We start from the raw sequence: 20,958 nt of genomic DNA, 5'->3' as shown, positions 1-20,958 counted from the left end.
ACTCTTTCTCCTTTCCTAGCGATTAACCGTTACATTGATGACAACATGCTCAATTGCTCCTGCCATCTTAACTGGTACATAGATCGGCGGAGCTTTTCGTGCATCTCGTTCGTCCTGTGTTTGATCTGCAATCCTTTCAGCCAGTACCATGTATCCTTTCGACAGCGTATCCCCTTGATTCAAAGTGAGGACAGGACCTGCTTTCCACACTCCCGGGGCAATCGCTCCTCGTGTTACAGATTTGTCACACTGCTCAGAAATGGCACTAATCAGCAGCGCCATACCATCTTCTGTTTGTGGTATTTTTCCAGTACCTACTAGCGCATTGGTTGCTCCGATTTGAATTTCCGCTTGAAGCATATCCAAATTTAAGACCTCGTCAAAATGCACACCGCTTGCCATTTTTCCTTGTACAAGCAATTTATACTTAGCTCCATAGGCTGTATACACATTTCCATTCAAAGCAAGTATTTTCTGTACTTCTGTAGTGGAAAGAGGTTCTGGTGAGACTCCGACTTCAGTTTTATAAGCTAAGGTGTAAGCTGAATTTGCTCCACCGGTGTTAGCACCCATTGCATACCCCATCGCGGCGGCCGCTGCATGTGGCGTTGTACTGTATTGCCCCCATGTACGTTTATAAGCTTTGTTTTTCAACGTTTCCATGATGTTTCCGGTTGTCCCTGCTTTTACTGCTTCATCAGCGGTTGTGTAGAAGTACACAGACTCTGGTTTCATGGCTTCCACTTCTGATGCTACCGCCTCGATTTCTTTGGAAGTAGCATCTACTACGTAGCAGGCATACCAATCATTGTTTGCTGCACGGCATGCTTTAATTGCTTCGGCTACTGTTTCTGTATCGTCCCAGCGTCCAACTACTAATTTGGATGGACTAGGAGATTGACTATAGTAAAGTTTGGCTGCTGCATATTCTGGGTCTGAATCTTTCCAGCCGTCATCACTCATATCAGGCAAACTTGAATAAATTTTTATACGGTCTGAAGCAGAGATGGACTTTGATTTTCCCACAATCAAACCGATATTAAACGTTCCTGCACTCTGCGCCATGGGTGATACTATGACATTCACTTTTACGATATCATCAAGAGACTGAGCCAAGAAAAACACCTACCTTTCTTACCTATTTGGTATAACCTGCACATCTGCAGATTGAATGTATTTGACTGTAGAACTGCGCACCACTTTTTCATTAAACCTAGCTGTTAATGTAGAGCGTTCCCACCATTGCCCACTGAATAATTCGGGCAACCGTAAGGGAGCAGGCACATTCGTGACTAAATGCAATGGAGAAAACAGTAATGGACTTCTGTACAGACCTGTGCGTACCTTATCCGCGTCGTCGAAACTACTTGGTCCGTAGAATGTCCATGACACTTGGATAACACGGGTATAGCTCGATACGTGATCCGCTGTTGTCTCACTAGTCCTAGCGTAGCTTGTCTCTATTTGTTCCGTATATGGATCACTAGCAAACGAAACTAGAATAAATCCGACATTCTCGTCACGCTTCCAAGCTGGAGTTCCGTCTGTCGAGTACCCAATACGAATTCGTTTTTGACTTTCTTTCTTCTCAGGATTAAGTCCGAGGTTCTTAATTGTGCAGTTCCAAAAAATGTCCTCTATCTCAGCTAGTGAGAGAACTGTATCTATTGCCATTTAATCACCTGCCATCCTTTGACCGACTGCTTTGTAATAGCCATAATCGCCATAAGGAAATACTTGCTTTACTCTGTACAACTCTTTGCGCCATTCTATCTGGTCAGATGTACCTTGCTCACGGGTTGTAAACAGTTCTTGGATAGAGTAGAAACACATCAATCCTGTTACACGGTCACCCTCCGGTAGCTGTTCCAGCGTTTTAGCATCCGCAACGGTTACAATACCAGTCATGTTTATTGGTATTTCCGATGGTACTGACCGTCCACCAGCCCAGGTATTTGACTTGCGATGAACGACAAATGACTGAGCAAAATCGGGATCAGTAATCACTTCGCTAACATTGATCATGTAGGATTCATCCTTTCACTACATAGGTGATTGCCTTGCGGAGCTCCCCAGTATTGATGAGCGGCTTGTCGCTTCCTTTTCTCGCTTCTGTAATGGGAGAGTTAGGAGCCCAACCGTTTTCGGGATTAGTAAACCATCCTCGGACAAAGTTTTGTCCCATTAAGCCAACTTTGTGCAACTCTGGTTCAGTGTCTCCACCCTCTAAAGCAATCTCTGATACCTTCCGTAATTGGTTTGCTAAGGCTTCCTTGTTATGCTCAATGGCTGGTTCAATGACTGGACGTGGAGGCGAACTCCAAAGGGGTGACCCATGAGTTTGTATCCACATTTGATAAGCTTTGTTGTATGACATCTCTCCACTTTCCACTTTAGGGTTCATTTCATCGCACATAGCCTTTTGTCGAACACCGTGGGTATGAACATACAGCAGTTGCGCATTTGTGATGGGTTGTCCTGGTTCCTCTGATCGTTCACCCCCTTCTGGTATGCCGACATATACCTGTTTTTGAGCTAGTGCTCCTACTATCTTTTTGAGCTCGTCCGTTTTGTCTATTACCGTCATAACTTTGGCTAAAGCACTAAACAAACGACATCACCTCTCTAATAGATATACATGCCGCCTTTTCCAACTAAACGTCCAATGGTTGCAAGCTGTTGGCCATAAATCGTAAGCTTCCAAGCAGCCCATCCGTCTAGGTCCTGAGCAATCACAGAGTAGTCCGTACTTACGGACACATCACCAGCCGACTTAGAGGTAGCTAACCCCCGTGTTTGTCCTGCTTTTAAGACACCCGCTGCACCGCTGCTTGGATCTGCTGTACCTTGTAGATACAGAGTGCAGAAGTGAGCAACAAACCATCCCATGGCAACGGTCCAGTAGGAATGCCATCTTGCTTGTTTGATGCACTCATTTGCAAGATCAATATACATTTGTATGATCGTTTGTGGTATTACATAGTTTCCGTCCGCATTTGCTCCAAACTGCGGATAAACTGCGATGAAGTCCTCGAAAGTAAAAATGGGATTGCTCCCAGTCCTGATGTTAGAAGCAACCCCTATAATTCCTGGTGCACTCATTCTGCCACCTGACATTGACATATGCGCTCACCTTCTTTATTTTTGTTGACCATCCTCTTCAATCGCCTCAGCTTTTTTAGCCGCATCCTTCTTTGCTTTACCTCCTGTTTCTGCTGTTTTTTCATCCTTCTTATTTTCCACCACTGTTACATCTTCGTTTTTACTGGCAAGTTTGAACATCAAGGATTTGGGCACCCAATTCGGAACATCTGTAAAGCTTTGCGGCTGAACCACCACAGCAGGTTCTTGCCCTGCTGGGTGATCAAATTGAAACGACTTTTTCGAGAAAATACGCATATCAAATGCCTCCTTAAATGCCATCGCCGTAACGAGCGCATTGGGTGTATAAGAATTTGACCTGACCGATTTGAGCAGTATAGGCAGTCAAGTAGGCCATCTGGGTTACTTCCGTTTGAGTCATAACACGACTGAGCGGTACTGTTAGATCAAAGTTTACTCGATCCTCATCATTTACATAGGCTACCATCCTGTCTGTGCCACCTGTACCCGCTTCAGAGCACCAACGTGACGGGGCAATGGTAAGATCAATCCCTTGGTTTTTGCCAATGTTGTTATCAAGTAAAAATTGCAGGATAGAGATGTTTCCAGCCTCGCTTACTTTCGTACCGACAAGGTACGCATATTGCTGTGGTGGGATAAGGATATGGTTTGCCATACCTGTTAAATCGTACTCAGACGCCGCCCAAGTATCTGTAATGATTGCGTTAATGTCTGCAAGGATTTCATCCGGTGTTTTTTTATTCCATTTGGTTTGCCCAGATTCACCAGCGGCGACAGCAGACGCCGTAATGTCAGGGCTGTTGACAAGACCATATACGCCTGCACTTGGCACACCTGTGTATACAATGTTGTCGATAGACTTGTTATAGTTCAAACGAATCCCCTTATCCAAAATGTCATCTAGGCTTCGACCAATATTTTGTAGTTTTTGCTGATCGATAAACGGAACCTTCAAGATATTTGCAAAGTTGAACACCTTGTAAATGTCTTTGGTTGTGTTTGCCTGCATGACTGGAATATCGTTGGTTTCGCCTCCGATAATACCGTCTTCATTTCCACCTGTAGTAGCGTAGTCAATAAATTGGTTTGACGTAAAATCAACCCATCCACCGCCAGTCTTAGATACGATATCACGCATCCAAGTTACACTGCTTAACGGCTCTAAAAGTCGTGGGTCACGCTTCTCAAGTTCCCCGATTAGAAACGCCATACCAGAGCCGATTGCTGCATCGTTCATCATCATAGATGGCCCAAGTCCATCGATAGTGTGCACTTTTCTTGCCAAAGGTGCTTTAGGTGCTGTCATGGTATATTTGTCCCCCTTACTTACGGATTGATCCGTGAAAGAATTGTGATTTCAGCGACCTTGTTCGGGTCAATCTTACCTGTTTTCCATTTAACTCCTGTGATCTTTACTGTGTTCGCTCCGTCCTCAGCGGCTTCGAATCCTCCGATCATACCATTTGGGACTGCCGGGTTTGCTTTGATACGAACAAACACATCTCCGCCGGCAGACGGCTTTCCTACATTGCAGATAACTGTTACAGAACCACGTTCGAGAACATCGCATGGCTGTCCCGGTCTGTAAAAACCTTGATCTTCAAAGTAGTCCGTACTTTGCTTGACTTCGCGCACCGCCACGCCTGCAAATTCTTCTGCTGTGCTATCTGCACCAAATTTGGAATAGGTATTGTCATTATTCAACACAACAGCCTCTCCAAACTTAATATCTTCCTTATCAGTCAATCTAACTAGACGATTTGTGATAATAGCATCCGCACTTCGTGAGACACTTCCGGCATACCCTAGATTAAGAGATTTTCCAATTACGCCACCTGGCATTGATCATCCATCCTTTCATTCGGCTCTATTACGAGCGATCCTTATAGTGGGGATTGTATTTCTTAGCGATCTCAAGCCCAAGCTGTGAGTAGTCAGGCTTAGGCTTGCTGTCAACAGCTATCTTTCTCCGGCCTTTATTAATGGTTGCGTAAGCATTTTTGGCTGGTTTTCTCTTGATACTAGCTATTGCAGCATCGGTAGCCCGCTTTCTCTCAGCAGGATCGGGAATAGCCGCAATAATAGGTTTGATTGCTTTTAAAGCCTCAATCTTATAAGCATTGTCTCCCGTTAAAGCGCTTTGTGGTCGGTCTTCTGGATCAGAAACAGGACCATCCTCATCCATGTGCTCAACAGGGATGGTGTGGCTTTCCTCTTCATCATCTGCCACCTCATGTTCATCGGAATCTTCAAGTTCAGCAATAGCATTGTCAATTAGGCTCTCTGGCTTAGGCTCTTCATCTTTTGCTTGTGTGAGCTGCATAACCATATCTGCAAGTTTGGCTACTTGTTCAGTTAGGGCTTGAAAGGCAGGATCTTGATTGTCAGTAGCTGTCTCTTTTTTTGTTTCATCAGGATCGTTGTCCTCTGATTCCCTTTCCTCGACAAGTGCGTCCACCGCTTCCTTGATCTCTTCCGGCTCAGCATCGGTAGCAAATTGTTTCAAGCCGATTGCAGCCAGTAAGTCAGTGACACGTGACTTTGTTTTGTTGGGTAACGTAATTTTTTTTGCCATACTTGTATCTCCTTTCGGTTTCGGCTTGATATTCTCAAGCGTTTGGGATTTTGAATCTTGTATCGCAACGCGATCACCAGCTCTTCCGCTCTTCACAACAGCGACATGGTTTCCGCAAATTTGCCTTTGTTGATAGGTTCCGTCTTCCATTTCCTCATACGTGCAATCGTAGCCACATGAAACCTCTCGTTTACCGTCCTGAATCTCGTTTATGAGTGATTGATCATAGACGACCAAGTCGGCAAGCAAAAAATCACTGTTTTCGCCAGCGCCTCGTCGGACGTTCTGTACGACTCCTTTTGTGTACTGGGTCGCGTTATCTGGCGTAACAGATTTATTAGGATGCTCATCTGTCAGGACTTTGCCTTCGAAACTAGCGATAGCCCCCGGACTAAAGACGTCATCAGGACTTCGGTACACCTTCACAATCTTTCCCTTTTGGTCATCCGCTCCAATTTCCTCCCCCAGATATTCATACCAACCTGTCCTTGCTATCGGAACGTTGTGACAGATAAGGAATCCCTCTGGTGTGGCCGTCATGTTCGGGCTAAAGCGCGAACCGTAATACGCTCTTCTAATTGTTCTCACCCCCTCTCAGGCAATAAAAAAGAAGCCTACTGTTTGGGCTTCGCTTAAGCAATCTTTTCAAATTGTTTGCGTGTCATACGCTGAATACGTCCACCGTAGTACACCTTTATCGGCCAACTAATTAGATTCAAGTCAATCACAGGTTCGGCATAACAACGGCAATTAAAAATCTCGCCAGCATGATAATGTCCAAATGTCCATGTCTCACCGTCCAGCTTTTCAGGGCTAGGCGGATCATTCCACTTAACAATCACGCCATCCATAAGTCTATGAGACCCACGAACACGGGAATCCTCACTAGTACGCCAGATGTACCAGTCAACTCCTACAAACTCACAGCGTGCTTGAGTCAACGCTGTTGAGGTTTTGCTTACTTCTGTACGAGCTATAAGGTTCGCCTTTGCCTTTGATTCCTCTGGAAAGAACTCCTTGATTTGCAGAGCTATTTCGCTTGACCTAGTACCTTTCATAGCCTCTCGTAAAACGTGTTCATTTACCTGTTTTGCTATGTCGATAGGTAGTGACTTGATTATTTCAGCATTACGTTCTGCTTGTTGTCGTACAGCTGCTCCGATAGGCCCCCGCATTTCCTTTTGCAGAGCCTGATATATGAGCCGCCCTTTGCTATTAGTCTTTGCAGCTTGCCGCCACGTTCGCCCTGCGTCGCTATATAAGTGCGTAACCATTTTCATAGCTTCGACTTCGGCATATTCCAAAAACAGAGGATTATACGTGAAATCCTTAATTCTATTAGCTATTTCTGAGGCGTCTTCTAAATCGGTCAAGGACTCTCCTAAACTTTTCAAAGCCACTTGTATCGCCTTGCGGTAAGCCTGTTCTATACGGCGTTTGGGTGTCCAAAGCGCACTTACCTTTGCCATAGTCTAAATCACCGCCAAATCCCAACTCACCTTGATGAGTGCTATCGTCAGCATTTTCAATATCCTTATCAGTGATGTTGGTGAACATGCCCGTTGTCTCACTCATCTGCTTTAGTTCCTTCAGTGCGGTTCTCTGATCTATAATTCCCGCTTGAAAGACATTGATAATAGATGTAGTCTTTTTGTCTACAAGGTCAGCGACATCTTTATCGTTTGGTGTTCTGATTGGATCAAATGTGTAGTCAATATCATCAGGTATGGCACCAAATTCCGACATGCACATGACCGGCAATATCTTATCGAGAATCGGTCCTAAGATAGATTCTTGTTGTTGCTGAACAACTTCATAGTAGTTTTGCATGTCGCTTTCCCCGGTAGCATTCATTCCAGCGGGAGCACGACCAAACAGCTTTGTAACAGGTATCTGGCACGCACCTGCGACATCTAGCATGAAGCTCTCATAGATGTCATTCAGACCAGAGAAAGTATATTGATGGGTCTCAAACGAATCATCTTTGTTGATCAAGTGCAACCCCATATTACTCATCAGCCAGTTTTGGGCCTGAAGAGTGTTATAAACATCGGATTTCATGCTTTCGTCCCCAATTGCAAGCAATTCGCCCATATCTCCCATCTTAATGACACGAAGATTTGCTAGGAAGATCAATTGCGCTATGTTCCAGCTGGTGTTATCCCGTTTTTTCAACTCGTCAAAGACAACCTCAACCTCAGATGCGCCCCAGTACACCTCGGCAAGCTTCTCCCAATATGGTAACTCTCGTCCAATAAAGCGGACAATGCGACTGTGATGCACATTCATAGTTTGTCCACCGTCAATAGTCACTTGATAGGATTCCGGTAGACCAAACTCTGTGTCATCAATATCTTCCACCAATTCTGGACTCGGATATACCCCAGACCAGCGATCTAGGATCATGAGGCCCTTGAACGAACCAGGCATGATCGTATCAAAATCCAGCGGTTGATGCAGGATGTCATCGTGTCCCTCAATCATGATCAAGCCAACAGCCCCACCGTACAGCCTCCCCCATTTCAACCCTGTTAGTATCTTTTGTCTGACTCGGCGAACACGCCACAGCTTATCAATCCTTCTGATCTCGTCGGGAGGAAGTTGGGTCGTAATCGTGATCCAGTTTCGCGTCATGTCTTCTGGGATTGTATCGATGATCTTCCGTATGATCCAGTGTTCTCTGTAAAGGGTGTTCATGAGCTGGTAATTCTGAGTAAGCCTGGTCAGCGTGTAGTCAGTACCTTCCATGAGATTAGGCGTTCCGCTACCTAGACGGGCAAGCACATTGGAAAAAGCATCCGTTGTCAGCCCTCGTGGCATCTTAGGTTCGGGTTTCTTCTGTTTCTGTATTGCAGGGGGTTGTCTTGCATCCCTTGTAGCTTTTCTCTTACGTCTGCTCATATGCGTTCCTCCTTTCCTATCCTAGTAAGCGTCTAGGCTTGATGATTGTTTTAACGAAATACCTGATAGCGTCCATACAGTGATCGGCACGCTTTAATGGCTGCTCGATACCTCGTAACGATACCTTTTCATCCCATACATAGCCATTGATTTCTTCCAAAAAGTTTCTACATCTCGTCCGATGTACACGTATTTTTCGTTTTGCAATCATGGTAGATGTCACTCGAATGCCTTCCAATACCTCGTTATCCGCATCTTTGATCCGTAAGCCGCGATTACGCAACGTTGTCTTGAAACTGGCTGCGGATGGGTCAAGGATAATGGCCCGTGGGTATTCATCGCCAATAAACTTTTCAAGATCATTGGCATATTCGGAATTTTCCTTTTGTCGACCACTATCACGACCATTGTAGTAATACTCGTCAACAATCCAAACCGTATCCCCATCGTCCCAGCAATCAAGGAATACTGTTGCGTTTTTTGTTCCCACATCAATTGTGATGTACCGCTGTGCTAGGCTTTTGAATCCTGGAATAAGGTCATCATCAGAAAAGGTGTTTAGCTTCTCATCCCACATGTCGTATATGGCACCTTCCGCCTGAACCCACAAGCCGAGAATCATTCGCTTATACCAGAGCCCTACGTACGTATTTCTGATGTTCTTCTTATAGGTCTCGTCCAAAGCGAAGTTATCGTCCAACACAAAATGCCAAGTTTTAAAGCCCTTGTCCGCAGCCTTTTCGATGAAATCTTTTTTTACGTAGTGGTACGGTGAATCTGGGTTCGTCGTCCAAATGGCTCGTGCTCCAGTTAGTGACATCCGGTTAATTGCTTGTTTGACTACCGATTCAGGATAGAGTGTGACTTCATCCGCATACCACCCTGCGACAGTCATACCACGAATACGACCTTCTGCCCTCTCGTCATGGGAACCAACACAGTAACAAATCTTATAGATGTATTTTTGTTTAGATTCGTCTGGATAGGCAGGGTTTTCGAATTTCAAGGTAAGCCGTGCGCCACCCTTTGCACTTTTTACATACCGAGCTCTTTTCTTGCCTAAGATGCGCTCGATATCCTCAATTACGTTACGGTAAAGGGTATCACTGGTGCTCCCTGTCATAAGAAATTTGCGGTGCGGAGAGTTCTTAATGAAGTCAATCCAAGCAACGATAGAGGCTATGGTTTTCCCAGATCGGACTGACCCTTCAAGAATATTGATAAACGCATCCGCGTTACAGATGACATCAAGTTGCTTGCGGCTGAAAGGTTTGAACTCAAACATTAATCATCACCTGCCAATAACCTCCTGCTTTCCTCAATCGCTTTGGAAAGTGATTCAAGCCCGTCGCCATCGTCATCGCCATCCTCGTCAATGATCAACTTGTGTTTCATTTCAACAGCTCGGAGCTTCTTGTCAGTTACTCGTGTTAGAGCTTCCTGTAAGTTAAGAATATCCTCAATTACTCGATATTCCGTTTCTTCGATCTTAGTGGTAGCCAATTCATTTCGAGTAAGTATAACCGTTTTGGGTTTTCCAGACTTTTCATCGTGTACTTGCACAGGTTCCTTTATGTTGACTCTCTCTTGAAGGACACGACGTTGCTTTTCTGTTAGCCCTTTTTCTAACTTGGCAATCTTCATCATGATTTCTCGTTCTCGCCAAGCATACAACGTGATTGATTGATTTATCTGCTCTAAAGGGTCCAGATTGACTCTCTCTACTATTTCTTGTTGTTCTGGTGTAAGAGCGTCCATCCAAAGAGTTTGATACTCTCCCGTCTTTACTGCGTTAGTGTTTCGAGATGGAGCGCCACCACCAGTATTACCCTTAGCGTTCTTATTCCCCTTTGGTGGACCATGCCCCGCACCATTCTTATTGCCTTTGGGCGCTCCCTTTCTTTTGGTAACGTTACTATTGCCATTGGTAACGTTACCATTGAGTTTTTCATCCCATTTGTCTTGATTCTTCCACTTACGTATCTGAGAATCACTTACACCAAGCTGCTCGGCAATCTGCTTTAACAGTATGGTTCCGTTGCTTTCCAAGTATATTTTTTCTGCTAGTTTACGATTGGGACTACGTGCTCGTGCCATTACATATCACCCACCCCCATTTACTTGTGTTTGTTTTTATATTTCATCCATTGAAGTTGGTTTTGGCCAATAGAAAAACCGCCTTATCACATAGAAGCGGTTTTTTTGAATCTTCATTTATTGACCTATCAATCCGGTTAATGTAATAATGTCCCTCATTGATTTAAATAATACTCTGTTAAACCGCAAAGTTAAAGCTAGCGAATGATATTGGGAAACCCGAATTCTCAAGACTCTACTCCCAATTTAGATCAGGATCAGGATCAGGTGATTTGGGTAGAACTTCTCCAAGGAAACCGATAATCTGTGCGCCTGAGACCTCAATTCCGTTACCTGTTTCCGTAAAATTAAATGTTTGATTTGCATCGTCGGTTGCATAGTTCCCACGGAGACTGAAAGGACCGAATCCAACAGACCCGGAGACGGATAACTTCTCCCGAACAGCAGTACTGATTGCACTAGTCATGTCCATTGTAATTTTTAGGTTGCGTGCTAGAATCAAGTCTGTGGCGTAAATTGGCATAAGACCCTGTGGCGGTCTACCGCCGTCCGAAATTAGATCGGGTGATACCCCAGGAGCCCATTTCCAGCCCCGATTTTTAAAAATAAGGGGATCCCACCAAGGACGGATTAGCGGAAGTTGGATCATTTCAAACTCAATCTCTAAGTTACTTGTTTCACATTGACTCCTCTCGTGGTTCTCTGACCACGTAGTCTCAGCCCCAAAACTAAACAAACCAAAGTCGAGCCCCGCTCCGCCACCAAAGCTCGTTGATGATTGGGAGGCGTAGAAATTGATTTCACCATGTTTGAGAGTGTATTTGGGCCATGACACTGTTGGATCAAGGATGTCTTCTGGAATGTATCTTGTTGGCCAATAATCAGTATTTGTACTGCGATCATGCTTTTTAGTTTCGTTAAAAACCGTTCCCAAATGATTAAAATATTGCTGGGGGCCGCGACCGGTTAAACTAGCAATTGTGGCTCTGGCCTCCTGGACTTGACCGCGATGTCCACCTGCACCCCACTCTTCGAAAGCATCATTGACAGCTTGGACGAGTCCATCTAGTTTAAGTCGCCACTCTTCTCTCTCTTCTGGCGTTGGTGCTGATCCCGCTTTTAACGCCGCCTGAGCGTAAGCATCATGAGCTGCCTGATAATCAGTCTTATATTTATAATACGCCTTATGTGCCGGAGTGTAAGAGCCATCTGGCTGATAAAGAAAATCTCGTGCCTGTTGGAGCCTGGTTTGCTCTTCAGGTGAGAGGTCCGAAAATGGTAAGGCATGGCTGCTCATTACTCGATCATAGACACTCCAGGTAATGTTACCCGAAGTGCGATACCTGCCACTCGAGGGTAGGGCAACGTTTACAAGGCGTGAAAAATTGAAAATTGCCTGGTCGGTTGTATCAAAAATATTGTTTGTTGCTGGTATGCCGGCAGAAGGAAAAGAAACAAATGTAACGTCTCTCTCATTTACATTAGGCATTCCGTTGGGCGCAGGTTCAGTCAGAACTTTGGTAACAAATGACATGATAGCCGTCATCGCGTCTCCGTTTTGAACATTCGGCATTGATGTTTCCTACCTTTCATAGAAATTAGTACTTCATCCCTTATTATGTTAATTCACTCAAAGAAATAAACATTCTTTTCATTTGGAAAATATATCCTATTCAATCAAAGCGGATGACGATCAACAACAGAAACCTCTAATTCGCTTCGCCCCTACTCGTTCACCAAAATTTTATAGCGCTGGTGGTCTCCTACTAGATGCCCTGTATGCGGATTATATGGAGCTGGGTTAATTTTATGAATTGGTAACAAACGGATATCCAATGTATTTCCTCCTTAATGTAAAAGAAAAAAGCACCTAGAGAGGTGCTTGCTTGAATTAAAATTTTTATTTATGTGTTTCTTGTCCTAATTTTCCCCTTTAGTAATTACGTTTAGCATGATGAATAGAATAGTCATTATTAACAAACCGAATGATATTATTTGTGTAATAGTTATCGCACTCTCAATAAGAACAGGTTTTAGGACAGTTTTTTCATCAGTGAAAAAACTGTATATTAATATAGAAAATGATGCTATGACAGAAACAATTACACTAGTTAATACGGATGCTTTGTTTTTATAGTTTCTATTTTCTAATCTCGTTGTATTGCTTTCTTCATATGTCTTTTCAGCAATGTACTTATTTACCTCAATTTCTAAACTAAGGATTTTTTCACAATAATTAATTTTATTATCATACGACAAGAAATTCGAATCCATTATTTCTTTAATAAGATCATCAAATATCATAGGAAGAGAGTCAACATCATTAATTTTAACATTATGAATTCGTGCAGTGGACCTATGCATAGATAAGAGCATTTGAGGAGATGGCAAATTTCCCTCAGGGATACACATTTTTATAGAGTTAAATAACTCTCTATTAACTGTATTAACCTTTATTAAATAATTTTTCTTTTCTCTAATTCTTTTGTAGAAATCTGTAACAAAAAAAACTACTAAACCAGTTAATATACTTATCGTCCAGTTATTATTTAAAAAGTCATTAATAAATTCCATTTATATCCCCCTGTAAGATAATAACAATATAATTATCTCACAAAGTTTGGAAATCACATATAATAAATTCCTTATTTTTTAGATCCCTATCCTTATTAGTATATATTTTATCTCTCTACAAATAGTGGAATTTCATATAACAAGATTTCACTTTTTCACTGTATCGTGTAAAACCTCCTCCACAATAGCTTGTAATAATAAAGATTTTTTTGTATTTCTACCATCAGCAAGATGAAATATATAAATAATTAACACTAACAAGCCTATTAGTAATACCATATTTTCTAAAGTTAAATTTACCAATTGATCTAAGATATATTTTACAGATTGTATTTCTATTTGATGTTCCCTTACTTTACTTTCTTCCACCTTTGTAATAATAAGATTTGAATAATTGTTAAATACTGGGCTGATTGTGGATCCAAAAATTACTGAAAACAACATTACTATTACGGAAGCTACAACACTAAAAGTGACAGTGGTAAATTGATTGGTATGATTGTTTTTAGAGCTTTCTTTCTTTACTATCAAACTCAGTTTTTTTAATTCTTCTTCTTTCAAATTCAATTCCTTTAAGTAATGTAAAGCATTGTCATAGTTATCTCCATGAATGCATCCATAAAATCCACTCTTCCCTAGGTTTACTTTTAAATTCCTATGAACTTCGTGTAATTCCCCTCTAAGATACCTTCTTTCACTTAATTTTTGAAAGCAAATAATAATTAATAAAACTACTAATGTAATGTATGCCAAAATCATAGAATCCCTCTAATCTTAACAAGATTATGCACCTAAATTTTACAAATAAAAAACCCATTCCACAAGGAATAGGCTTATATTTATATAAAATAATCAAATCCTAACTTATATCTTTATCATTAAGAATATAAATACTATATAAATGTAATACTCCTTTGATTTCTGAAGACACAATGTTCTAATTAAGTTATATTGTCTAGAATAATTAATTTGAAATTTTTTGTTTTAAAAACCTTACATCTTCTTCAAGATCAAGAATGTGCATTTTCCTATGACAATTCGGGCAAAGTGCAACTGTGTTCTCTATTGAATCTGCCCCATATCTAGAAAGCCATTGTATATGATGAGTTTCCAGATAAGGCTCATCATTTTTATCTTTGAAAGGTGCTTCTTTTTCACAAAGTTGGCAAATACCTTTTGCTCTCCTTTTCGCATATTCGGTAACATAAGGATCTCTTTCATAAGTAATTGATGTGACATTTCTTTTACCTGATTTTCTTCCTGATATCTTAGCCCTTTTATAAAGTTCATCATCACTTAATCTTCTTATTCTTTTTTCTTGCCTCTTTTTGTTAACATTTAAAGTCTCAAATGATAAAGGAGTAATGTTTCCTAATACTTTCAACGGAAAAACCCATACATTTCTTTCGTTGTTTTCTTCATCTAATTGTTTTTCTTGATATGATGCTCCTTCAAGACGTACAGGACCAACGAATCGGTATTCATTTTTATTAAATACCTCAAACAAATAGATACTAATATTAGAGGTGATACTTTCGTTTAATGTTTTATTTTGCATAAACATCAAACTCTGGTCTCCTATCCTCCCCATCCCAACATAATGTAATATGTTGTCTTCCCATCTATCCTCATATAATGATTTTGTATGATCAGATATAAGTACTAAAGTATTCGTAGTATTTGATTTTCTCATTCCTCCTTGGGTGCCACATTTAAAAATATTGGCTAACTCTTGATTACTAATCGTTTCTCCATGGTTCAATCCTGGTGAAAACATATGTATCCCTCCAGAAGCAATATATATTTTAATCATACAAAAAATATTGCTTAGAAATAAGGGATATTGCTCACCTACTGAATTTTTTCTATATTCCAGTGATAAATAAAGATATTTACCTTTCATCATGTTATACTTGTAAAAATTGGTATATATGGAGGTTGAGTACTATATGAAAGTAAGATCAGTCGGGTTATTTACACTTATTCTTTTAGGTGTTCTTCAATTCTATGCAGCTTCTCCATCTATAGAAGAACCTACCGTTGGAACAGGTGCACCTCCAGAATATTTATCCATACAAGATTTAGATAATGTTACGTTTAAAGACGACAACAGCAAAACAAGGACCATAAAAATACCAATCAAATCTATACCAGAATTTAATAAAATTTACTCAGAGCTAGATAATGATGAACAAAAAAAATTAGAATTAAGTGCTACCTCTGGAGTTATTTTGTCAGAAGATAGTAATCAGGCATTTCTACTATTAAATTACTCTTGTGGTACTAAACTTTGTAAGACCCTTTTAATCAAAAAAGATAAAAACGAAATTACTACGCTTCCTCTACACAAGGAATCTGAGATATATGTAAAACATCAATTCTCACCTAACAAAAAAACACTAGGCTTACTATTTATTTCTGATATTCTTGATGACAATAGCTACGAGTACACTGTCTATGTTATAGATTTACCCTCATTTAAAAAAACTAAGACAATCTCTCCTTTAAAACAAAGTCCTGACATGAGTAACCTTTTACAAAACTAATACGGAATGGGGGCTTTTTAGCCCCCGTTCTTTAAAAATATGAATAATACGATAAAATCCCATAGCCAAAATCAGTAATATCGTAGTACTTGCCTAGATAATTTCCTACACCCTCTTTAATTGTGGCACGGCGCAAGTGTTGATGAGCTCGTTCAGGAATGTAATCTAGTATAATACTCAACCTGTCCTCGTCTGGTAGTTCACGCCCTTCGGCCTTTCGGTATTTATCCTCACTCTCACGAATTTTGTATTGAATCTCTCTTACATCTGGAAAATCCCATGTTTGTACAATGTGATCAAAAATAAAAGCTAATCCTTGAGTAGTTTTAATACCAAATTTCTCACAAAACAACTCAGCACGGTTAAAATAGGGTTGTGCAGCATCTTGTTGATACCCTTGGTTTTTTCTACTCTGTCCCATTTCTTGAAATGGCTTTTTCCACTCTTCTAAAATTGCTCCACGTGGAGAAATACTCTCAGCCCAACGTACTTGATTTGGAGCAGAATACTTAAAAATTACATCGCTAAGAATGTCTCCTTTTTCTTTCCCAAAGATACTATAAAATTCTTTATTCTCAAATTTAATGTATTTTTCCAAGATGGGTTGAAGAGTTCTCTTACCAAAATTAAATTGAAGGATCCCGAAAGATAATCCCATTCCATCTGCTCTACCAGCAATATTTGAATAACCATCGTGCCCTTCAAAAAATCCTGTATTATTTAATAGATGACGTTGCAAAGTACTTTCAATTCCCATAAACTACACATCCTCTTCATGTAATTGGCAGTAAAAAAGCCCACCATACAGGGAGTGAGTTAGTTATGAACTCACCTAAATAAGTTCCCTGTGTGCTAGGCATAAAAAAGCTACCCGATTTTTCGAGTAACCCATTTATATAGCGCGGTCCACAAACTCCGAGAGGGGCCAAGCTTGTCCAACCGCTTTGGTTAAACAAATCTATCAATTCCCCGCTTACAACCGTCGCAGACCAGCGCGTTCAGACTCCGAATGCCCCCTCTCGTTTGGCAAGCATTCATCATCATCTATAAATTGCTTCGAGTACGTCGTTGATAAGGGATAGGCGCTTCTCCCAAGGACACGTGTTCGTGTTCTTAATACAAGAGTACCGATTTCGCCTTTTAAAAACGTCCAGCATTTTATCCCTATTTTTATCCATGTTTTTGTCCTACTTTTTGTCGGGTTTTTGTCGGGAAAATAAAAAAACGGCACTCAAATGATACCGAGTGCCGTTGCAATTTGAGAGATTGCTTCTCCCTTTTTGATATAGTATTGATCCTTTGTTAACCCTAAATCTAGGTAAACATTTATGTCATTTACTCTTGTTGGGCTGAGGTATTTTTCCTCAATGATTTTCCGTTCTATTTCGTCCAACGAATACTGCAAAGCTCGTTCTATTTGTTGCGCCTTCAGGTTGTTTGCCATCTCAGTTGGATTAAGACGCGGAAACAGTTGTACAATCCCATTTTCGGCTTGCTCTTGTTTATTCTGTACAGCAACCCGTAAAGCTTTGTATTTTTTTAGCTCTTTAGCAACCACTCTTCTAACTGCTTTCTCATCTACAGGTGGAAACATAGCTAGTTGCTCGTGCATTGTGTTCATCAATCATTCCCCCTCACCATCTGCTCATGGTATACTTTAGTTGCCTAGACTAAATCCACGGCTCCCTGATGAGGGGGCTTTTTTTATTTACTCATAAGCACTGATAAATTCATTTAGCGCATCCCTTACCTTCTTAGCATCTTCTACAATTAGGTGAGGGGTATCATTTTTACCGTTTCTTTTCATCCTCGGCTTGTACGGTCTTTGTATCCAGATAGCAGTCAGGTACAATATGCTTCCCAAGACAGAAAGTAGTTTATCGTGTTGCTCATCCGTCATCTCATGTTGGTACATCCTCTTACTTCTTGTCTCCAGAAGATAGGTTAAATACCAGTCTTAACCGTTCCGACACTGTAAGTATCTTTTCCGAAAGCCCTGACCCATTGCTTAGTCACATTTGGCCCGTTAAGATCGATTGAATGTTTCCACTCGGTTCGATCACTTGTCTTTGTCCCCCTAGCCATCCAGCAGAGAACCATAAATCACCAGGCCTTCTTCACTTCGTCTATGAATTGGTCATCCTATATCTTCTGATGACGCAAAATATTATTCTTCTCTGACGTAGGCTGTTCATTTTATCCTATATGCTAGTTCCTCTGACCGGTGGCAAATGGCACGGAACAAGTTAACGACGTTTCCGTCAATTTCATTGACTATCTCATCCTTAGAGGGCGGTTTGTTGAAAAAGGTGGTTCTACTACCGAATTGTGTTTCTAAATAGATACTGTGTTCAGTAAGATAGAGATGCTCCAGTTTGCCATTGACCACTTTGCCTCTAGATAATGTAATATCCGTGGTACTTTCGCCGCTCCCCCTCTCTTAACAAATCGTGTGAAAAGGATAGGGAATGTTTTACGTTTACGCGACAAATATCATATTTGTTGGAAAAATCAATAATTAACTTCTGATAAAGTAGTTAGATAGTGATAGGTCATGCCAAGGTCACCCTGCCCCATCACTATCTGAACGAAATTTGACTTAAGTTTCAAGAGATCAAAATCGGGGTTTAGTGTAGTATTGGAACAAAAATGGGAATAGAAAATACACTTCAAAAACAAATCCTTTCAATTATCTTCTAAGCCCTAAGGGATGATACTTAGGAAATGATTTATATTATTCAGTAGAGCAACAAATACCACACCCACCAGGCCAGCAACACGCATGACACGATTGAGATGGATCTTCTTGAGTTGCATATTCATCTATATTTTCGACTAAATATTCAGCTGGATATTGTTGATCTTGAAACTGCATATTACACTAGACGAGTATTCAAAAAAATAGACGCAATAACAGCCTTCAGGAAGGTGGACCGCCGCCCGCACGTAATGGAGGTCAAAACAATCTCCTCTGCCATATCCGTCAGACAAAAATTGTGACGACCTTTGCAACAGCCTCTCCGGCTGCCACAGTCTTAATCACTTGGTCAAGAAATACTTGGAAATCAGGATTGACACGCGCTGACCAGTGATACGACCATCCCCGTTCCAGATCACTCCAGCCTTGGCGGAGCGCAGGAAGTATCTGTGACTCTCCCCAGTCATCGTCCCGTGATCCGGACTCAAAGGTCCCATGAAGGCGTCCTTTATGAGCAAACACGTAGATATCACCAACAGAGCTCTTAACGGCCCAAGCAAACGAATAGGTATAGCTGATGGCCCCCGACACATGAAAGTGTCCGCTAAAGTTGTACGCTCCATTCTGGTGGAGGGTCAGACTCGCGTGTCCGCCCACCGCAACGCCGGACTTGAATCTAATGGGTCCAGTGTCCCAAGGACCGAGCCGCCTCTGCGCCACGGGTTGAAATCCGGGATAAAGTGAATACTGTACTAAGCGTCCATTGATTTTACTAAATTCTTTTGATCCCCTTATTTTCAAGAAAAACCCACCTTTCATCACGATATGTTTCCAAAATATGCCATTAGTTTTTACGTTGTATAGACATCTGTTACATCAGTTAAAAAGTCGGGTTAAAAAAAGACTCAGAAAGCTCTCTCGAGCGTAGACAACGTAAGGGTTTTACCTGACTCCGCCTCTTTTACTTTGTGATTTTTCATAGACTGTGATTGCTTTGATTGTATATTTTTCGCATTTTCTTTTTTTGTCCCAGCTCCTCGCACTACAATGGCAACAAGAAGTGATATATCATGCAAAAATCGTTTTATCATATCGTGCCGTGTAGCCGATCTGCTAGGCTAATTCGAAAGTTTCGACTACACAGTATCCCTTTTGAAGTTGAAGCTATCCGAAACAGCGAAAACGTTTGGTTTTTGTTTCCTGATCTACCTGTGAAGCAGTATCATGTCGTGCATTTGGTGTTTGGAAGGGCTGGTGAATCTTATCCGGTCAACCACTCTTCATCATCTTCATAGAAATCAAAAGGCGTACAACGTGAATCATCTCGAATATAAGTAGTCCATTTGTTACCACATTTGCATTCCATATGAGCTACTATCGACCAAGGGCATTGACGCAGAAGATCAATTCGTCTGACCTCCCGACCTTGTTCACCACAATCGAGACAATTAAATTCATGGAACTTTCTCATGATGTCACCTTATTCGCAAAGCCCGTAGGCACTAGAGCAATCCGGAACGTTATCGAACTCTATCGCTTTTATCAAATCGTATTGTTTGCCTCCATAGGCTGTTTTTGACCACTCAATAACTTCATCAATATTGTTTCCATTCCCATTTGCTGTGGAGAAAAAAGTAGAAATCCCATGTTTAGAAGCTTTGGCGACGATCCGTTCCCATTCCGCCACACGTGCAATTTCCTTTGGAAAACGACGAGCGATCTCGAACAGCTCCCCTTTATTGCAATTAATGCATGGCATGCATCCAACCCGACTCATTCCCAATTTGTAAAGGGGATTTGGGTCGATGTTATGTTTCTTATGAATCGAGAATACGTCTTCAACCGTCCAATGCAGTAACGGCCTGTAGACTTCAAACCCTTCACTGGTAGATTCTCGTTCTGATAGTTTTGCTCGTTCTGGACTTTCTTGAGCACGTACACCTTGCCAGCTACATATATCGTTTCCCTCTGCTAAGATTGGAAGATAAACTTGCTGCTCAATTGGTTCAATCTTTAGAAATTGAGTGCAAAATCTTGCTTTTGTAGAGAGAAACCGTCCTTTCCAAAGGCATAGATCGAGAAAAGGAATTCCTGTTGGATTTAATGTTTTTAAAACCTGTTGAATTATTTCTTCGGATATTCCTTCATCACGCCATTTGGTAACTACCGTTATACGTTTTCTTGCAATTCGCTCTGTAAAATCTACCCGAACACGCTTAATCGGTCCCAGTTTATTTTCAAGATAATCCAGATACTCATAGGTCTTTTCATGCTCATGTCCTGTGTCAGCAAAGACTGGTAATACTTCTACGCCTTGTTCCCTCGCATATAACCACATAGCTGTGCTGTCTTTTCCTCCGGAGACAGATAGGACATTAATTGTTTTAGCCATCAATCCCCACTCGCTTTCTCCGCCCACTCTCGTAACGTTTGTCCCTCATCAA

General features: G+C 41.4%; 24 protein-coding genes. 1 reads left to right on the top strand and 23 read right to left on the bottom strand.

What is annotated here, in order from left to right:
• Window positions 1-15: 15 nt before the first annotated feature.
• The 17 genes from O0550_RS00355 to O0550_RS00275 all read right to left on the bottom strand — a co-directional run bounded on the left by O0550_RS00355 (window position 16) and on the right by O0550_RS00275 (window position 15,047).
• Window positions 16-1,116, bottom strand: a complete 1,101-nt coding sequence (locus tag O0550_RS00355) for a DUF3383 domain-containing protein (protein ID WP_258425405.1) — start codon at window positions 1,114-1,116, stop codon at window positions 16-18.
• 18 nt (window positions 1,117-1,134) lie between these two features.
• Window positions 1,135-1,674: a pyridoxamine 5'-phosphate oxidase family protein gene (locus O0550_RS00350; RefSeq protein WP_258425404.1), complete on the bottom strand. Its 540-nt coding sequence runs from the start codon at window positions 1,672-1,674 to the stop codon at window positions 1,135-1,137.
• Window positions 1,675-2,025: a hypothetical protein gene (locus O0550_RS00345; protein WP_258425403.1), complete on the bottom strand. Its 351-nt coding sequence runs from the start codon at window positions 2,023-2,025 to the stop codon at window positions 1,675-1,677.
• Between the two features lie 7 nt (window positions 2,026-2,032).
• Window positions 2,033-2,611 carry a phage virion morphogenesis protein gene (locus O0550_RS00340; protein WP_258425402.1) on the bottom strand — a complete coding sequence of 193 codons (579 nt, stop codon included), beginning with the start codon at window positions 2,609-2,611 and terminating at the stop codon, window positions 2,033-2,035.
• Window positions 2,612-2,625: 14 nt separating this feature from the next.
• The gene (locus O0550_RS00335; RefSeq protein ID WP_258425401.1) at window positions 2,626-3,123 is read right to left on the bottom strand and encodes a DUF4054 domain-containing protein; all 498 of its coding nucleotides are present in this window, start codon (window positions 3,121-3,123) and stop codon (window positions 2,626-2,628) included.
• A gap of 15 nt (window positions 3,124-3,138) precedes the next feature.
• Window positions 3,139-3,399 (bottom strand): hypothetical protein, encoded by a 261-nt coding sequence (locus O0550_RS00330; RefSeq protein ID WP_258425400.1) that lies wholly within the window; start codon window positions 3,397-3,399, stop codon window positions 3,139-3,141.
• A gap of 13 nt (window positions 3,400-3,412) precedes the next feature.
• Complete coding sequence (locus O0550_RS00325; protein WP_258425399.1) at window positions 3,413-4,429, bottom strand: DUF2184 domain-containing protein; 1,017 nt, start codon at window positions 4,427-4,429, stop codon at window positions 3,413-3,415.
• Between the two features lie 20 nt (window positions 4,430-4,449).
• Complete coding sequence (locus O0550_RS00320) at window positions 4,450-4,965, bottom strand: structural cement protein Gp24 (protein WP_258425398.1); 516 nt, start codon at window positions 4,963-4,965, stop codon at window positions 4,450-4,452.
• A gap of 28 nt (window positions 4,966-4,993) precedes the next feature.
• The gene (locus tag O0550_RS00315) at window positions 4,994-6,286 is read right to left on the bottom strand and encodes a DUF2213 domain-containing protein (protein WP_258425397.1); all 1,293 of its coding nucleotides are present in this window, start codon (window positions 6,284-6,286) and stop codon (window positions 4,994-4,996) included.
• Between the two features lie 44 nt (window positions 6,287-6,330).
• Window positions 6,331-7,071, bottom strand: a complete 741-nt coding sequence (locus O0550_RS00310; protein ID WP_258425396.1) for a phage head morphogenesis protein — start codon at window positions 7,069-7,071, stop codon at window positions 6,331-6,333.
• Window positions 7,037-8,599, bottom strand: coding sequence for a phage portal protein (locus O0550_RS00305; protein WP_258425395.1), 1,563 nt, complete (start codon window positions 8,597-8,599; stop codon window positions 7,037-7,039). The genes O0550_RS00310 and O0550_RS00305 overlap by 35 nt, the downstream gene beginning before the upstream one ends.
• A 16-nt stretch (window positions 8,600-8,615) precedes the next feature.
• Window positions 8,616-9,884: a PBSX family phage terminase large subunit gene (locus O0550_RS00300; protein ID WP_258425394.1), complete on the bottom strand. Its 1,269-nt coding sequence runs from the start codon at window positions 9,882-9,884 to the stop codon at window positions 8,616-8,618.
• A complete protein-coding gene (locus O0550_RS00295) occupies window positions 9,884-10,696 on the bottom strand; it encodes a phage terminase small subunit-related protein (RefSeq protein WP_258425393.1) in 813 nt (270 codons plus the stop codon). The genes O0550_RS00300 and O0550_RS00295 overlap by 1 nt, the downstream gene beginning before the upstream one ends.
• Window positions 10,697-10,931: 235 nt before the next feature.
• Window positions 10,932-12,269 (bottom strand): hypothetical protein, encoded by a 1,338-nt coding sequence (locus O0550_RS00290; RefSeq protein WP_258425392.1) that lies wholly within the window; start codon window positions 12,267-12,269, stop codon window positions 10,932-10,934.
• 347 nt (window positions 12,270-12,616) lie between these two features.
• Window positions 12,617-13,270, bottom strand: a complete 654-nt coding sequence (locus O0550_RS00285) for a hypothetical protein (protein ID WP_258425391.1) — start codon at window positions 13,268-13,270, stop codon at window positions 12,617-12,619.
• Window positions 13,271-13,417: 147 nt separating this feature from the next.
• Window positions 13,418-14,029, bottom strand: coding sequence for a hypothetical protein (locus O0550_RS00280; RefSeq protein ID WP_258425390.1), 612 nt, complete (start codon window positions 14,027-14,029; stop codon window positions 13,418-13,420).
• A gap of 205 nt (window positions 14,030-14,234) precedes the next feature.
• Window positions 14,235-15,047, bottom strand: a complete 813-nt coding sequence (locus O0550_RS00275; protein ID WP_258425389.1) for an HNH endonuclease — start codon at window positions 15,045-15,047, stop codon at window positions 14,235-14,237.
• A 172-nt stretch (window positions 15,048-15,219) separates the two neighbouring features.
• On the opposite strand from O0550_RS00275, the gene O0550_RS00270 reads away from it, so the two are divergent.
• Window positions 15,220-15,816 (top strand): hypothetical protein, encoded by a 597-nt coding sequence (locus O0550_RS00270; RefSeq protein ID WP_258425388.1) that lies wholly within the window; start codon window positions 15,220-15,222, stop codon window positions 15,814-15,816.
• A gap of 31 nt (window positions 15,817-15,847) precedes the next feature.
• Here the strand turns inward: O0550_RS00270 and O0550_RS00265 are convergent, their stop codons facing one another.
• From O0550_RS00265 to O0550_RS00240, 6 genes are all read right to left on the bottom strand, one after another.
• A complete protein-coding gene (locus tag O0550_RS00265; protein WP_258425387.1) occupies window positions 15,848-16,573 on the bottom strand; it encodes a hypothetical protein in 726 nt (241 codons plus the stop codon).
• Window positions 16,574-17,047: 474 nt separating this feature from the next.
• On the bottom strand, window positions 17,048-17,437 hold the full coding sequence (locus tag O0550_RS00260) for an ArpU family phage packaging/lysis transcriptional regulator (RefSeq protein WP_258425386.1): 390 nt from the start codon (window positions 17,435-17,437) through the stop codon (window positions 17,048-17,050).
• An 87-nt stretch (window positions 17,438-17,524) separates the two neighbouring features.
• Window positions 17,525-17,716 carry a hypothetical protein gene (locus O0550_RS00255; RefSeq protein WP_258425385.1) on the bottom strand — a complete coding sequence of 64 codons (192 nt, stop codon included), beginning with the start codon at window positions 17,714-17,716 and terminating at the stop codon, window positions 17,525-17,527.
• Window positions 17,717-18,799: 1,083 nt separating this feature from the next.
• On the bottom strand, window positions 18,800-19,105 hold the full coding sequence (locus O0550_RS00250) for a hypothetical protein (RefSeq protein WP_258425384.1): 306 nt from the start codon (window positions 19,103-19,105) through the stop codon (window positions 18,800-18,802).
• A gap of 670 nt (window positions 19,106-19,775) precedes the next feature.
• The gene (locus tag O0550_RS00245; RefSeq protein ID WP_258425383.1) at window positions 19,776-19,985 is read right to left on the bottom strand and encodes a hypothetical protein; all 210 of its coding nucleotides are present in this window, start codon (window positions 19,983-19,985) and stop codon (window positions 19,776-19,778) included.
• Between the two features lie 9 nt (window positions 19,986-19,994).
• Entirely contained in the window at window positions 19,995-20,906 is a 912-nt protein-coding gene (locus tag O0550_RS00240) for a phosphoadenosine phosphosulfate reductase domain-containing protein (RefSeq protein WP_258425382.1), read from the bottom strand.
• Between the last annotated feature and the right edge of the window lie 52 nt (window positions 20,907-20,958).

The organism is Brevibacillus halotolerans (assembly GCF_026891775.1).
Classification (GTDB): domain Bacteria; phylum Bacillota; class Bacilli; order Brevibacillales; family Brevibacillaceae; genus Brevibacillus_B; species Brevibacillus_B halotolerans.
The sequence above is the reverse complement of the archived record's forward strand: the minus strand, read 5'-3'. Positions and strand labels throughout refer to the sequence as shown.